General features: G+C 65.9%; 14 protein-coding genes. 8 read left to right on the top strand and 6 right to left on the bottom strand.

Going from position 1 to position 13,915, the window contains the following annotated elements; translation table 11 throughout:
- Nucleotides 1-20: 20 nt before the first annotated feature.
- The 4 genes from NCG91_RS02945 to NCG91_RS02930 form a co-directional block, all read right to left on the bottom strand.
- Complete coding sequence (locus tag NCG91_RS02945; RefSeq protein ID WP_251348506.1) at nt 21-1,706, bottom strand: cation acetate symporter; 1,686 nt, start codon at nt 1,704-1,706, stop codon at nt 21-23.
- A complete protein-coding gene (locus tag NCG91_RS02940) occupies nt 1,703-2,011 on the bottom strand; it encodes a DUF485 domain-containing protein (RefSeq protein WP_099667762.1) in 309 nt (102 codons plus the stop codon). The genes NCG91_RS02945 and NCG91_RS02940 overlap by 4 nt, the downstream gene beginning before the upstream one ends.
- Before the next feature lie 129 nt (nt 2,012-2,140).
- Nucleotides 2,141-3,337, bottom strand: coding sequence for an NO-inducible flavohemoprotein (gene hmpA, locus NCG91_RS02935; RefSeq protein WP_251348505.1), 1,197 nt, complete (start codon nt 3,335-3,337; stop codon nt 2,141-2,143).
- Between the two features lie 45 nt (nt 3,338-3,382).
- Nucleotides 3,383-3,796, bottom strand: coding sequence for a hemerythrin domain-containing protein (locus NCG91_RS02930; RefSeq protein WP_251348504.1), 414 nt, complete (start codon nt 3,794-3,796; stop codon nt 3,383-3,385).
- 227 nt (nt 3,797-4,023) lie between these two features.
- Between NCG91_RS02930 and NCG91_RS02925 the strand changes: the two genes are divergently transcribed.
- From NCG91_RS02925 to NCG91_RS02895, 7 genes are all read left to right on the top strand, one after another.
- Nucleotides 4,024-4,917, top strand: coding sequence for an STAS domain-containing protein (locus NCG91_RS02925; protein WP_251348503.1), 894 nt, complete (start codon nt 4,024-4,026; stop codon nt 4,915-4,917).
- Between the two features lie 7 nt (nt 4,918-4,924).
- Nucleotides 4,925-5,287, top strand: a complete 363-nt coding sequence (locus NCG91_RS02920) for an STAS domain-containing protein (protein ID WP_099667758.1) — start codon at nt 4,925-4,927, stop codon at nt 5,285-5,287.
- 49 nt (nt 5,288-5,336) lie between these two features.
- The gene (locus NCG91_RS02915; RefSeq protein ID WP_158301170.1) at nt 5,337-5,735 is read left to right on the top strand and encodes an ATP-binding protein; all 399 of its coding nucleotides are present in this window, start codon (nt 5,337-5,339) and stop codon (nt 5,733-5,735) included.
- Nucleotides 5,732-6,817, top strand: coding sequence for an ATP-binding SpoIIE family protein phosphatase (locus NCG91_RS02910; protein WP_251348502.1), 1,086 nt, complete (start codon nt 5,732-5,734; stop codon nt 6,815-6,817). The genes NCG91_RS02915 and NCG91_RS02910 overlap by 4 nt, the downstream gene beginning before the upstream one ends.
- Nucleotides 6,814-8,637 carry an ATP-binding protein gene (locus NCG91_RS02905; RefSeq protein ID WP_251348501.1) on the top strand — a complete coding sequence of 608 codons (1,824 nt, stop codon included), beginning with the start codon at nt 6,814-6,816 and terminating at the stop codon, nt 8,635-8,637. The genes NCG91_RS02910 and NCG91_RS02905 overlap by 4 nt, the downstream gene beginning before the upstream one ends.
- Nucleotides 8,624-10,138 (top strand): ATP-binding response regulator, encoded by a 1,515-nt coding sequence (locus NCG91_RS02900; protein ID WP_251348500.1) that lies wholly within the window; start codon nt 8,624-8,626, stop codon nt 10,136-10,138. Before NCG91_RS02905 ends, NCG91_RS02900 begins: the two co-directional genes overlap by 14 nt.
- 71 nt (nt 10,139-10,209) lie before the next feature.
- On the top strand, nt 10,210-11,331 hold the full coding sequence (locus tag NCG91_RS02895; RefSeq protein WP_251348499.1) for a metallophosphoesterase: 1,122 nt from the start codon (nt 10,210-10,212) through the stop codon (nt 11,329-11,331).
- 3 nt (nt 11,332-11,334) lie between these two features.
- Here NCG91_RS02895 and NCG91_RS02890 read toward each other — a convergent pair whose 3' ends face one another.
- The gene (locus NCG91_RS02890) at nt 11,335-12,087 is read right to left on the bottom strand and encodes a DUF4303 domain-containing protein (protein WP_251348498.1); all 753 of its coding nucleotides are present in this window, start codon (nt 12,085-12,087) and stop codon (nt 11,335-11,337) included.
- Nucleotides 12,088-12,103: 16 nt separating this feature from the next.
- The gene (locus tag NCG91_RS02885) at nt 12,104-13,027 is read right to left on the bottom strand and encodes a LysR family transcriptional regulator (protein WP_251348497.1); all 924 of its coding nucleotides are present in this window, start codon (nt 13,025-13,027) and stop codon (nt 12,104-12,106) included.
- A 123-nt stretch (nt 13,028-13,150) separates the two neighbouring features.
- Between NCG91_RS02885 and NCG91_RS02880 the strand changes: the two genes are divergently transcribed.
- A complete protein-coding gene (locus tag NCG91_RS02880) occupies nt 13,151-13,912 on the top strand; it encodes an SDR family oxidoreductase (protein WP_251348496.1) in 762 nt (253 codons plus the stop codon).
- The last annotated feature ends 3 nt before the right edge of the window (nt 13,913-13,915 follow it).

Genomic DNA, 13,915 nt, shown 5'->3' with positions numbered 1-13,915 from the left:
TTCAGCAACTCCTGTTTACATCAATGCGCGCTGGCGCCTGCCGCGCCGATACCCGTTTCCGAACGCATTTGCTGCGCTTCGTAACCGGCGCGGTCGATGCGCGCGCGGGGGCTCTTGTCGAGCACCGAGAACAGCCAGATGCCGACGAAGCCGGCCGTCATCGAGAACAGCGCCGGCGAGGCATACGGGAACAGCGCTTCGCCATGGCCCAGCACGTCGACCCACACGGACTTCGACACCACCGTCAGCGCGACGGCCGTGATCAAGCCCAGGAAGCCGCCGATGGTGGCGCCCCGCGTGGTGCAATCCTTCCACAGCACCGACATGAACAGCACGGGGAAGTTGGCCGAGGCGGCAATCGCAAAAGCCAGCGAAACCATGAAGGCGATGTTCTGCTTTTCAAAGGCGATGCCCAGCACCACGGCGATAATGCCCAGCACGATCGTCGTCACGCGCGACACTTTCAATTCATTGGCGCCCGTGGCCTTGCCCTTCTTGATGACGGTGGCATACAGGTCGTGCGACACGGCCGACGCGCCCGACAGGGTCAAGCCCGCCACGACGGCCAGGATGGTGGCAAACGCGACAGCGGACATGAAGCCGAGGAAAACGTTGCCGCCCACGGCCTTGGCCAGGTGCACGGCCGCCATGTTGTTACCGCCCAGCAATTTACCTGCGGCATCCTTGAACTCGGGATTGGTACTCACCAGCACGATGGCGCCAAAGCCGATGATGAAGGTCAGAATGTAGAAGTAGGCGATCCAGGTGGTGGCCCAGAACACGGATTTACGCGCTTCCTTGGCGCTGGGCACCGTGAAGAAACGCATCAGGATGTGCGGCAAACCGGCCGTGCCAAACATCAGCGCCATGCCGAACGAGATGGCGGAAATAGGATCCTTGATGAAGGAACCGGGGCCCATGATGGCTTCCTTGGTGGCGTGCACGTCCACCGACTTGGCGAACAGCGCTTCCGGGCTGAAGTTGAACTGCGCCAGCACGGCCACGGCCATGAAGGTGGCGCCGCCCAGCAGCATCACGGCCTTGATGATCTGCACCCAGGTGGTGGCCGTCATGCCGCCAAACAGCACGTAAATCATCATCAGGGTGCCGACCAGGACGACGGCGATCCAGTATTCCAGGCCGAACAGCAGCTTGATCAGCTGGCCTGCGCCCACCATCTGCGCGATCAGATAAAAGGCCACGACGACCAGGGTGCCGGACGCGGAGAAAATGCGGATCGGCGCCTGCTTGAAGCGGTAGGCGGCCACGTCGGCAAAGGTGAAGCGGCCCAGGTTGCGCAGGCGCTCTGCCATCAAAAAGGTGATGACGGGCCAGCCGACGAGAAAGCCGATGGCGTAGATCAGGCCATCGTAGCCGTTCAAAAAGACGGCGGCGGAAATGCCGAGGAAGGAAGCGGCCGACATGTAGTCGCCCGCGATGGCCAGGCCGTTCTGGAAGCCCGTGATGCCGCCGCCGGCCGTGTAAAAATCGGAAGCCGACTTGGTCTTCGCGGCCGCCCACTTGGTGACGAACAGCGTGAAAATGACGAAGGCGGCGAACATGATGATCGCCGTCCAGTTGGTCGGTTGCTTGACTGCCTGCCCCAGGTCGGCGCCGGCCGCCAGCACGCTGCTGCTGGCGCCCGCCAGCAAGACCAGGCTTGCCAGACAGGAGAGTTTGCGTTGCGTCAATGTGGTGCCGTTCATGCTTGCACCCGTGCCTGGATGGCGTTGCTCAAGTCATCGAATTGCTTGTTGGCGCGGCGCACATAGATGCCCGTGACCAGCACGGTAAACACGATGACGAACAAGCCGATCGGCATGCCCCAGGTCATCACGCCGGTGCCCGTCTTAGTGGCGAGGAATTCCTTGTTGAAGGCGATGAGCAGGATGTAGCCGTAGTACACCAGCATCATCAGGCCCGTCAGCGCCCAGCCGAAGCGGGAACGCACCTTGACCAGTTGGTGATAGTTGGGGTCGCTCTTGATTTTTTGAACGAGATCGTCATGCATTGTGTTGCCTCCTGTTATGTAAAAGCTGCTCTGTTGTTTTCGAGCTTGGATTCACAGTACAGCGCGAGGCTTACCCGCCCCTTACGGCAGCGTTTTTTCTCGCCGGGACAACACAAGGCAGGCAAAAAATCAATTCAGTGCGGCAGCCGGTCCGAAGAACTCGTGGTGCGTCTGCTGTTCCGGCACGCCCAGTTCGCGCAAGTATTGCTTGACGGCCCGCATGAATGGCTGCGGCCCCAGGAAGTAGGCGTCGACGTCGCGCGAGGCCGGCAGCCAGCTGTTCAACTGCTCTTTATTCAGCAAGCCGACGGCGTCCGGCGCGGCGGCGCCCGGCGCATCGTGTTCGCCGCCATGTTCCGCATAGCAGTAATAACGCTGCAGCTGCGGGTGCTGCGCGGCCAGTGCATCGATCTGCGCGCGGAATGCATGCACGCCGTGGTTGCGCGCCGCGTGGATGAAATGCACGGGACGCTTGCCGCGCAGGGCCGCCGTCAGCATGGCCAGGGTGGGCGTGATGCCGACGCCGCCGCTGATCAGCACCAGCGGCTTGTCGCTCTGCGTCAGCACGAAGTCGCCCGATGGCGGCGTCAGCTGCACGGTGTCGCCCGCCTGCACGTGGTCGTGGAAGAAATTCGATACCTTGCCGCCCTCTTCGCGCTTGACGCTGATGCGGTAAGTCTGGCCATTGCTGGCGGCGGACAGGGAATACTGGCGGCGCATGGGCACGCCATCGACGGTGGCCACCACGCCAATGTATTGACCTGGCGCAAAGTCGAGCACGGGCTGGCCATCGGCCGGCGCCAGCAGGAAGGAGGTGATCTCGGCGCTTTCCACGCTCTTGCTGCGCACAGTAAAGTCGCGCGCGCCGCTCCAGCCGCCCGGCGCGGCCGCTTGCGCCTTGTAGATGCGCCCTTCTTCGCCGGCCAGGATGTCGGCAAGCTGGCCGTAGGCCGCGCCCCATGCATCGATGACGGCGTCGCTGGCCACTTCTTCGCCCAGCACTTCGCGGATGGCTTGCAGCAGGCTGGCGCCCACCAGCGGATAGTGCTCGGCGCGAATCTGCAGAGCCACGTGCTTGTTGACGATGGTGGCCACCAGGTCGCCCAGCGCGGCAAGCTTGTCGATATTTTTGGCATACATCAGCACGCCATTGGCCAGCGCGCGCTGCTGGTCGCCGCTGTGCTGGTGCGCCTGGTTAAAGTACGGCAGCACTTCGGGATGGTCGCGGAACAGATTCTTGTAGAAATGGCGGGTCAGCGCTTCGCCGCCCTGCTCGAGGATGGGGACGGTGGCAGTGATGATGGCGCGTTGTTCTTGGGTCAGCATGTAAAACTCCTATGTATCTATTAGTGTATTTATTAGTAAGCGGTGTCAGGCCAGCGATTCAATGGCCGGATACAGATCGTGATCCTCGCGCCGCATGCGCTGGAACAGCGCGTGCAGCACGGTATTGGCTTCGCTGCGGAAGGCGTCCGGTTCGGCTTCCAGGCGCACGGGCGTATTCCAGCGGCTGGCGAAATCCAGGTAGGCGCCGGCGATGCCGTGCATCTCGTTTTCGTACTGGCGTCCCAGCCGGGCCACCTCGGCCACGCCGCACGCTTGCGCGGCCGGATACAGGTAGCGCTGCTCGACGGCCAGGTGCAGCTTGATCAAGCCGCTCATGGCGATGATCTGGTCGGCAATGGCCTGCGCCTGCGCGGCGACACCGCCGCGCGCCAGCTGGCGCAAGTCATCGATGGCGGCCAGGATGGCCAGGTGCTGCTGTTTGAATTTGTCGATATTCATGATGTTTTTCTCTTGTTGAGTGTTCCCAGTGTAACGGAATTCGCTTAAACATGCAAATTACATGCATCTTTAAAGGCGCCAATGTTTCTCACAAGAATGTACATCGACATGCGCCACTATGTGCGGCACAGAACACAAGCTACGGCCACGCCTGCCTATAATTTATTCATCACAGCGCGTGCCCGATTGCGGCCGCGCCGCACCCTCCACTCCAGCCAAGGATGAGCATGAGTATGAAGACGGACACGGTCAAGACGGGCACGGGCCAGGCGCAGCAACTGGCCGGCATCATCAACGCGCACCACACGGCATTGCTGGACGGCTGGATGGCCGGCCTGATCGCCCGCCTGGTGCGGCGCGACAAGATCGCCGAAAACGAGCTGCGCCAGCAGGCATCGCAATTCCTGCCGCTGCTGGCGGGCGCGCTGGAAAACGGCGACTCGTTCGACATCGAAGGCGGCGCCTGGGACGACACGCGCCAGCTGCTCGCGGAAATATCGCAGTCGCGCGTGCGCCAGGGCTATTCGCCGATCGACACGGCCAGCTTCATGTTCTCGCTCAAGGAACCGCTGTTCGCCTACCTGCGCCAGGAAATCACGGCGCAGCCGCAGGAACTGGGCGACGCCATCGTCAGCGCCAGCAAATTGTTCGACGAGCTGGGTTTGCTCACCATCGCCATCTACCAGAAGGCGCGCGAACAGGTGATATTGCGCCAGCAGCAGGAATTGCTGGAACTGTCCACGCCCGTGGTGCAGCTGTGGCAAAACGTGCTGGCCCTGCCCCTGATCGGCACCCTCGACAGCGCCCGCACGCAGGTGGTGATGGAAAGCCTGCTGCAAAAGATCGTCGACACGGGCGCGCTGATCGCCATCATCGACATCACGGGCGTGCCCACCGTCGACACCCTGGTGGCGCAGCATCTGCTGAAAACCATCGCCGCCGCGCGCCTGATGGGCGCCGACTGCATCATCAGCGGCATCCGCCCGCAGATCGCGCAAACCATCGTGCACCTGGGCGTGAACCTGGAAGACGTGATGACCAAGGCCACGCTGGCCGACGCCTTCGTCGTGGCCCTGAAGCGCACGGGTTCCAGCATCACCTACCAGCAGCAAGCACACTGAGGCGCCTATGGAAAGAATCCCCATTTTACGCATGGGCCGGCTGCTGCTGGTGACGATCCAGGTGGACATGCACGACCGCCTGGCGATGACCTTGCAGGACGACCTGACCACCCGCATCGTGACGGACCGCGCCACGGGCGTACTGATCGACATTTCCGCGCTCGACATCGTCGATTCCTTCATCGGCCGCATGATCAGCAACACGGCGGCGATGGCGAAAATCCTCGACGCGCGCACCGTCGTCGTCGGCATGCAGCCGGCCGTCGCCATCACCCTGGTGGAACTGGGCCTGACCCTGGAAGGCGTCAGTACGGCCCTGAACGTGGAACGGGGGATCAAGCTGCTGGAACGGGGCGGCGCATGCGCATGACGGGGGCGCCGTGCTAGGCGCGCAGGCACAGGAGCGGGCGCAGGCCGGAGTGCAGCAGATTCTGCCCCTGCACAGCGACGAAGACGTCGTGCGGCTGCGCAAACAGGTACGCGACAGCATGGTCGCCATGGGTTTTGGCCTGATCGAACAGACCAAGATCATCACGGCGGCCAGCGAACTGGCGCGCAACACCCTGCGCTACGGCGGCGGCGGCGAAGCGCGCATCGCGCGCGTCTGCGATGGCGCGCGCCAGGGACTGGAACTGCGCTTTGTCGATGCGGGACCGGGCATCGACGATATTCCCCTGGCGCTGACCGATGGCTATACCAGCGGCGGCGGGCTGGGACTGGGGCTGGGTGGCGCCAAGCGCCTGGCCGACGCCTTTCACATCGACACGGCGCCCGGCGCGGGCACCACTGTCACCATCGCGAAATGGAAGCTGTTTTGAACCACCTCGAGCAAGCCCCTGACATTGCCAGGCAACGCCGTTTTTCCGTCGGCGAACCGAGCGAAATCGCCACGGCCCGCCGCGCCGGCAACGAGCTGGCGCGCCACATCGGCTTCGACGACGTGCGCACGGGCCAGCTGGCCATCATCATCAGCGAAGCGGCGACCAACATCGTCAAGCACGCGCAGCGCGGCGAAATCCTGCTGCGCAAGGTGCTGCGCGGCGGCACCAGCGGCATCGAAGTGCTGGCCATCGACAACGGCCCCGGCATGGCAAATGTGCGCCAGCACATGCAGGATGGCCATTCCACCACGGGCACCTACGGCGTGGGATTGGGCGCGATACGCCGCCTGAGCCAGGAATTCGACCTGTACACGGCGCCCGGCAAGGGCACGGTGCTGATGATGGTGGTCTGGGGGCCGAACGCCAGCAGCGCCATCCCGGCCAGCCCGAACTGGCAGATCGGCGCAGTGTGCCTGCCGCTGGCCTCGGAACAGGTATGCGGCGACGCCTGGAACGTGGTCTGCGAAGGCCATGAACTGAGCCTGATGGTGGCCGATGGCCTGGGCCACGGCCCGCTGGCGGCGCGCGCCTCGGAATGCGCCAGCGCCCTGCTGGAACACGACACGCCGGGACTGCCGCCGCTGCCCGCCCCCTTCATCGAGCTGGCCAACGGCGCCCTGCGCGCCACGCGCGGCGCGGCCCTGGCGGTGGCGCATATCGACAGCGCGCGCCGCCAGTTGCGCTACGCGGGCGTGGGCAATATCGCCGCCTGCGCCTTCGATGCGCGGCAGCGCCGGCATTTGCTGTCGCACAACGGCATCGTTGGCAGCAACTTGCGCAAGGTGCAGGAATTCTGCTATCCGTGGCAGCCTGGCGCGACCTTGATCATGCATAGCGACGGCCTGCACACGCGCTGGGACCTGGAACAGTATCCGGGCCTGGCGCACTGCCACCCCAGCCTCGTCGCCGCCGTGCTGTACCGCGACTTTGCGCGCGGGCGCGACGACGTCACGGTGGTGGTGCTGCGCGAACATGAGGAACAGCAGGCCGTGACGGGGGAAAGGAGCGAAACGACATGACACGACGCATATTGACGGCCCATATCGGCAGCGAACTCGATGTGGTGGGCGCACGCCAGCGCGCGCGGCAGATCGCCGCCCTGTGCGGCTTCGGCGTGCAGGACCAGGTGCGCATCGCCACGGCCGTATCGGAACTGGCGCGCAACGTCTACAACTACGCCGGCAGCGGCAAGGTGCATTTCGCCATCGATGGCCAGACGGCGCCGCAGGTGCTCAGCATCCGCATCGAGGACCAGGGCCCCGGCATCGCGCAGCTGGAACAGATACTGGCTGGCACCTACCGCTCGCCGACGGGCATGGGCCTGGGCATCCTGGGCGCCCAGCGCCTGATGGACCGCTGCCATATCCGCAGCGCGCCGGGCGACGGCACGCAGATCACCCTGCACAAGCTGTTCCCGCGCGACGCGCCCCTGCTCGACGGCGGCAAGATCGGCACGCTGTCCGGCAGCCTGCAGGCGCTGCCGCCGGACATCACGCTGTCGGAAGTGCAGCAGCAGAACCGCGAGCTGCTGACCACCCTGGCCGAACTGAAGACGCGACAGGACGACCTGCTGCAGCTGACGCGCGAACTGGAAGACACCAACCGCGGCGTGGTGGCGCTGTTCGCGGAACTCGATGAAAAGGCCGACCACCTGCGCCGCGCCGACCAGATGAAATCGCGCTTCCTGTCGAACATGAGCCATGAATTCCGCACGCCGCTCAGCTCCATCCGCGCCCTGTCCAAGCTGCTGCTCGACCGCATCGACGGCGAGCTGTCGGAGGAACAGGAAAAGCAGGTGCTGTTCATCCTGCAAAGCGCCGTCAGCCTGAGCGACCTGGTGAACGACCTGCTGGACCTGGCCAAGATCGAGGCGGGTAAGGTCGACGTGCACGCCAACAGTTTCCAGGCGGCGGACCTGTTCAGCGCCCTGCGCGGCATGCTGCGCCCGCTGCTGGTATCCGATGCGCTCACCTTGACCTTCATCGACCCCGATCCGGCGCTGCACATCCACACGGATGAAGGCAAGCTGTCGCAAATCCTGCGCAACTTCATCTCCAACGCCCTGAAGTTCACCGAGGCCGGGGCCATCGTCGTCAGCGCCACGCCCTTGCCGGAGCAGGATGCCATCCGCTTTTCCGTCTCCGACACGGGCCTGGGCATCGCCGCCGAAGACGTGCAGATGATCTTCGAGGAATTCAGCCAGGTGGAAAACCACATGCAGCGCAAGGTCAAGGGCACGGGCCTGGGGCTGCCCCTGTGCCGCAACCTGGCCACCCTGCTCAATGGCACGGTGTCCGTGGAAAGCACGCCGGGCCACGGTTCGCTGTTTTCCGTGATCCTGCCCGCCAGCTACCATGCGCCCGAGGGCAGCCTGCCGCCGTGCGCGCCGGCCAACGACAATGGCAACGATCAGCGCATCCCCGTGCTGGTGGTGGAAGACAATCCGCCCGTCCGCCTGCTGTATGAGAAATTCCTGGCCGGCAGCGAATTTCGCGTGGTCCCCGCGCGCAGCGTGCGCGAAGCGCAGGAGCGCTGGGAGCAGCAGCGCCCTGTCGCCGTCATCCTCGACATCCTGCTGCACGGCGAAACGGCCTGGCACTGGCTGGCCGAGCTGAAAAACGACCCGCTGCGGCGCCAGGTGCCCGTCATCGTCGCCACCGAGATCGACGACGTGCGCAAGGGCCTGGCCCTGGGCGCCGACGCCTATTACGTGAAACCGCTGCTGCGCCAGCAATTGCTGGCGACCCTGCGCGCGCTGATCGGCAATCCACACCACCGGCAAGAGCCGGTTCCGCCGCAAGGCACAACCACCTGGGACAATGCGCATGCTACCGGATAACAACAGCGATGCTCTGATCCTGAACGTCGATGACAGCGATGGCGCCCGCTACGCCAAGTCGCGCATCCTCCAACGCGCCGGTTTCAAGGTCATCGAAGCGTCGAACGGTGGCGACGCGCTGCTGCGCGCCCGCCACGACCGCCCCAACCTGATCCTGCTCGACGTCAAGCTGCCCGACATCAACGGCCTGGAAGTGTGCCGCCAGTTGAAGGGCGGCGCCGAGACGAACACCATCCTGGTGCTGCAGACGTCGGCTTCCTGCATCGGCACGGCCGACAAGATCCGCGCCCTGGACGGCGGCGCCGACAATTACCTGGTCGAGCCGATCGAGGCCGATGAACTGATCGCCAACGTCAAGGCGCTGCTGCGCCTGGGCCGCGTCGAGCGCGCGCTGCGCGACGTGGATCGCCGCAAGGATGAATTCCTGGCCACCCTGGCGCACGAATTGCGCAACCCGCTGGGCCCCATCCGCACGGCGCTGGCCCTGCTGTGCAAGCTCGACCCCGTCGTGCCGGCCGTGCAGGACAATGCGCGCCGCACCATCGCCCGCCATACCGATCACCTGGTGCGCCTGGTGGACGACCTGCTCGACGTGTCGCGCATTTCGCAGGGCAAAATCTCGCTGCAATGGGAAAGCGTGAGCCTGGCCAGCGTCATCCGCAGCGCGCTGGAAACGAGTTCGCACAGCATCGAGGCGCGCGGCCATGCGCTGGACGTGAACCTGCCCCGGGAAGAGCTGTGGGTCTGCGGCGACGCCGTGCGCCTGTCGCAGATCGTCGCCAACCTGCTGCTCAATGCGGCCAAGTTCACGGCGCCGGGCGGGCGCATCGCCATTACCGCCGAACGCGAAGGCGACAATGTGCGCATCCGCCTCAGGGACAACGGCATCGGCATCGCCGCCGCCAGCATCGACAGCATCTTCGGCCTGTTCGAGCAGAGCGGACACTCGCCCGACCGGGTGCAGGATGGCCTGGGCATCGGCCTGTCGCTGGTACGCAACCTGGTGACCCTGCACGGCGGCCAGGTCAGCGTGCGCAGCCCCGGCGTAGGGCTGGGCAGCACCTTCGAAGTCCTGCTGCCGCTCGACGCCAACGTGCCGGTGGCGGCAGCACCAGCGCCGCAGACCGCCACCGGCGGCAGCCAGCGCATCCTCGTCGTCGATGACAACCGCGATGCGGCCGATACCCTGGCCGAACTGCTGGAAATGTACGGCCACACGGTGCGCACGGCCTACACGGGCGCGCAAGCCGCCGAGCGCACGCTGGAATTCAAGCCCGACATCGTCTTTCTCGACATCGGCCTGCCCGACACGAGCGGCTACGACGTGGCCGTCAAAATGCGCCAGTTGCCGATACCGCAGCAATTCCTGCTCGTCGCGCTGACCGGCTACGGCCAGGAACACGACCGCCAGGCGGCCCTGCAGGCCGGTTTCAACGAACACTTCGCCAAACCCGTCGATTTCGGCAAGCTGGCCATGCTGGGATTGCATATCGCCCCATGAGCGGGGTGGCGGCTGCCTGCGGCCAAGGCGTCGGCTATAATCGGCGGCCGCCTCACCTCTGGAAGCATGACATGACAACCCGCACGCCGCTGCTGCGCATCACCATAATACTGGGCGCCCTGCACGCCCTCCTGGGCTGGCTGCTGCTGCCGTCGCTGCCCGTCGGCCTGGCCGGCTGGCTGCTGGGCGGCCTGGTCCTGCTGGCGTCGACCATGCTCATGCCGATGACGATCTTTGCCCGCGCCGTCACCAACGATGCGCGCCTGGCCGACCGTCTGAGCTGGGCCGGTTCGCTGTGCATGGGCTTTTTTTCCTCGCTGTTCGTGCTGACCGTGCTGCGCGCACTGCTGATGCTGATTCCCGCCACCCGCCCGCACGCGCAGGCGTCCGCCGTGCTTGTGCTGCTCCTGGCGCTGCTGGCCACCGTCGTCGGCTTCATCAATGCCCGCCGGGTGGCGCGCGTGCGTGAGGTCGACGTGCCCATCGCGGGCCTGCCGGCCGCCTTGCAGGGCTACACCATCGTGCAACTGAGCGACATCCACGTGGGCGCCACCATCAAGCGCGCCTACGTGCAGGCCATCGTCGCGCGCGCCAACGGCTTGCAGGCGGACCTCATCGCCATCACTGGCGACGTGGTCGACGGCACGGTGGCGCAACTGGGCAGCCACACGGCGCCGCTGGGCGAGCTGCACGCGCGCCACGGCGTCTTCCTCGTCACGGGCAACCACGAATACTATTCGGGCGCCGCGCCGTGGGTGGCGGAATTTCGCCGCCTGGGCCTGCGCGTGCTGATGAATGAACATGTCGTCCTCGACCGCGACGACGCGCGCCTGGCATTGGCCGGCGTCACCGACTTCAACGCGGCCGCCTTCGATCCGGCGCAGAAAAGCGACCCGCAAGCGGCCATCGCCGGCGCGCCGGCCGGCATCCCCCGCATCCTGCTGGCGCACCAGCCGCGCAGCGCCCCCGAGGCGGAAGCGGCCGGCTACGACCTGCAATTGTCGGGCCACACGTACGGCGGCCAGTTCTGGCCGTGGAACCTGTTCGTGCCGCTGCAGCAGCCCTACGTGGCGGGCCTGCACCGGCAAGGCCGCCTGTGGATTTATGTGAGCCGCGGCACGGGCTACTGGGGGCCGCCGAAACGCATAGGCGCGCCGGCGGAGATTACGAGACTCAGGCTGGTGGCGGCGTAGAACCTAGTCGGCCCAGCTGGCCATCCACGCCTCGAACCGCGCCACCACCGCCGGCGGATTCAAACGCGCCATCGCGCTTTCCACCGCTTCGCTGTCGCTGACCTCGAACAGCAGCACGCTCTCGTCACGCTGGGCGCCCGTGCCGAATACCCCCTCGGCGTCAAGCCGCGCCAGCGCCGCGATGCAGGCGTCGAACACGCCGCTGCGGAAGGCGGCGAAGTCCACGTCGAACGGCAAGTCGCGGTGCGCCTGCAAGAGCAGGCGGTAGGCGCTGTCGAAATACGCGCCGCCGTCCTCGAACGCCCATTCGGCCGGATTCCACAGCATCTCTTCGCCATATTCCGAGGCGGCCAGCGCTTCGCGGCTGTTCGCCATGGGGCCGATGGTCATGGCGCTGTCGTCGCTGACCAGCGCGAAGGCGTCGATGTGCTGCCCGGGATGCGCACGGCGCGCGGCTTCGACAGCCCGGCGCGCGGCATCCGCCACCAGGGTTTGCAGCAGCGCGAAATCGAAGACGGCCGGATCGATGACCGTGCTGCGCGCCAGCGCATAGCCATCGGCCAGCGCGGCCCGGCCATGCGCCAGGTAGACGGCGTGCGCTTCGGCTTCGCTGGCGTAGTCGTTGCGCGTCTCCTCGCCCCAGGTCATGGCCGCGCCGCTGGCCGTCCAGACGGTCGTGCCGAAGACGCGCGCTTCCCGGAAGCGGGCCGGCCGGTCGCCGTCGAAGGTGTAAAACAGGCTGTAATTACTATGCATGGGAATTGTTCATCGTTTAATCGGGCCGCATCTGCGCGGCGAAATCGCGCTGGCGGAACTGCTCCAGCAGGAAATCGACGAACACGCGCGTCTTCGCGGGCAAGAGCTTCTTGCTGGGATAGTACACGGACAGGGGCCCGGAATCGGCGTGCCAGCCTGGCAGCAGCCGGACCAGCGCGCCGCTGCGCAAGTGGGCCAGCGCGTGCGGCATGGGCAGCAGCGCCACGCCGACGCCCAGGATGGCCGCCTGCGCCATCGCTTCCGGGTCGTCGAAGATGGCGCGCGGCCGGCATTCGGCCACGCCTTCGCCGCCCGCGCCGTCGCGCAATATCCAGCTGCGCAGCCTGCCGCTGCCGGCCGAGCGGCGCGCCACGCCGTCGAATTGCGCCAGGTCCGACGGATGCCTGGGCATGGCCTTGCCCTGCATGAAGGAGGGCGACGCCGTGGCGACGATGTGGGCGTGGCCCAGCTCGCGCGCCACCACGCCCGGCGTCAGCTCGATGCCGCCGCCGATGGCGACATCGAAGCCTTCGCCGATCAAGTCCACTTGCCGGTTGTCGAAATGGCAGTCGGGCACCACGCCCGGGTGGCGCGCGATGAAGTCGCCCAGCAGTGGCACCACGTAGCTGCGCCCGAACGACGGCGCCATGCTGATTTTCAGGATGCCGGCCGGCTGGCCGCCCTCTTCCGCCACGCCGGCGATCGCTTCGCGCAGGGTGGACAGGGCGCCGCCTATCTGCTGCAGGAAACGCTCGCCCCCTTCCGTCAGGGTCAGGCGCCGCGTGCTGCGCTGGAACAGCCGCAATCCCAGGCTCGCTTCCAGGCGCGCCACGTTCTTGCTGACGGCGGCCGGCGTCAGTCCCAGGCGGCGCGCGGCGGCGGAAAAGCTGCCCAGCTCGGCAGACAGCACGAAGGATTGCAAGTGATTGAGGGCGTCCATGCGCCTATTCTACCCGCCCAGCTGATACCAATGGTTGAAAGTGATTGTAGCGATTCATGGCTAGCGCGGCAGGAATGAAAGGCAGATACTGAACTCCTCAACCCCTCACTTAGAAAGCACATCATGCAAACCCAAACCACCACCTCCCTGCCACTGCAAGACAAGATCGCGTTTGTGACGGGCGGCTCGCGCGGCATCGGCGCCGCCATCGTGCGCCGCCTAGCCAGCCAGGGCGCCAACGTCGTCTTCACGTATCAAAGCTCGGCCGCCGAAGCGCAGGCGCTGGCCGCCACGGTGGAGGCAAGCGGCGGCAAGGCCCTGGGCGTGCAAGCCGATGCGGCTGACGCCACCGCCCTGACGGCGGCCATCGACAAGGTGGCGGCGCAATTTGGCCGCGTCGATATCCTCGTCAACAACGCCGGCGTATTCCTGCCGGGCGCCATCGACGATTTCTCGCTGGCAGACTTCGACAAGACCGTGGCCGTCAACGTGCGCGCCGTGTTCGTGGCCATCAAGGCAGCCGTGGCGCACATGCAGACGGGCGGGCGCATCATCAACATCGGCAGCACGAACGCGCACCGCATGCCGTTCGGCGGCGCGGCCGCCTACGCCATGAGCAAATCGGCACTGAGCGGCCTGACGCAAGGCCTGTCGCGCGACCTGGGTCCGCGCGGCATCACCATCAACAACGTGGAGCCGGGCCCCGTCGCCACGGACATGAACCCGCCGACGGGCGACTTCGCCGACCTGATGCACGGTCTGATGGCCCTGCCCCGCCACGGCACGGCCGATGAAATCGCCGGCATGGTCGCTTACCTGGCCAGCCCGGAAGCGGCGTTCGTCACGGGCGCCGGGCTGAAGATCGATGGCGGTTTTGCCGCCTGAGCG

The organism is Janthinobacterium kumbetense (genome assembly GCF_023703445.1).
GTDB lineage: Bacteria > Pseudomonadota > Gammaproteobacteria > Burkholderiales > Burkholderiaceae_D > Janthinobacterium > Janthinobacterium kumbetense.
The sequence above is the reverse complement of the archived record's forward strand: the minus strand, read 5'-3'. Positions and strand labels throughout refer to the sequence as shown.

Bases quoted from the DNA above. Each gene is read 5' to 3' on its own strand.
- NCG91_RS02890 (WP_251348498.1), bottom strand. From the start codon at position 12,087: ATGCATAGTAATTACAGCCTGTTTTACACCTTCGACGGCGACCGGCCG.
- NCG91_RS02940 (WP_099667762.1), bottom strand. From the start codon at position 2,011: ATGCATGACGATCTCGTTCAAAAAATCAAGAGCGACCCCAACTATCAC.
- NCG91_RS02900 (WP_251348500.1), top strand. From the start codon at position 8,624: ATGCTACCGGATAACAACAGCGATGCTCTGATCCTGAACGTCGATGAC.
- NCG91_RS02945 (WP_251348506.1), bottom strand. From the start codon at position 1,706: ATGAACGGCACCACATTGACGCAACGCAAACTCTCCTGTCTGGCAAGC.
- NCG91_RS02925 (WP_251348503.1), top strand. From the start codon at position 4,024: ATGAGTATGAAGACGGACACGGTCAAGACGGGCACGGGCCAGGCGCAG.
- NCG91_RS02930 (WP_251348504.1), bottom strand. From the start codon at position 3,796: ATGAATATCGACAAATTCAAACAGCAGCACCTGGCCATCCTGGCCGCC.
- hmpA (WP_251348505.1), bottom strand. From the start codon at position 3,337: ATGCTGACCCAAGAACAACGCGCCATCATCACTGCCACCGTCCCCATC.
- NCG91_RS02885 (WP_251348497.1), bottom strand. From the start codon at position 13,027: ATGGACGCCCTCAATCACTTGCAATCCTTCGTGCTGTCTGCCGAGCTG.
- NCG91_RS02905 (WP_251348501.1), top strand. From the start codon at position 6,814: ATGACACGACGCATATTGACGGCCCATATCGGCAGCGAACTCGATGTG.
- NCG91_RS02895 (WP_251348499.1), top strand. From the start codon at position 10,210: ATGACAACCCGCACGCCGCTGCTGCGCATCACCATAATACTGGGCGCC.
- NCG91_RS02920 (WP_099667758.1), top strand. From the start codon at position 4,925: ATGGAAAGAATCCCCATTTTACGCATGGGCCGGCTGCTGCTGGTGACG.
- NCG91_RS02880 (WP_251348496.1), top strand. From the start codon at position 13,151: ATGCAAACCCAAACCACCACCTCCCTGCCACTGCAAGACAAGATCGCG.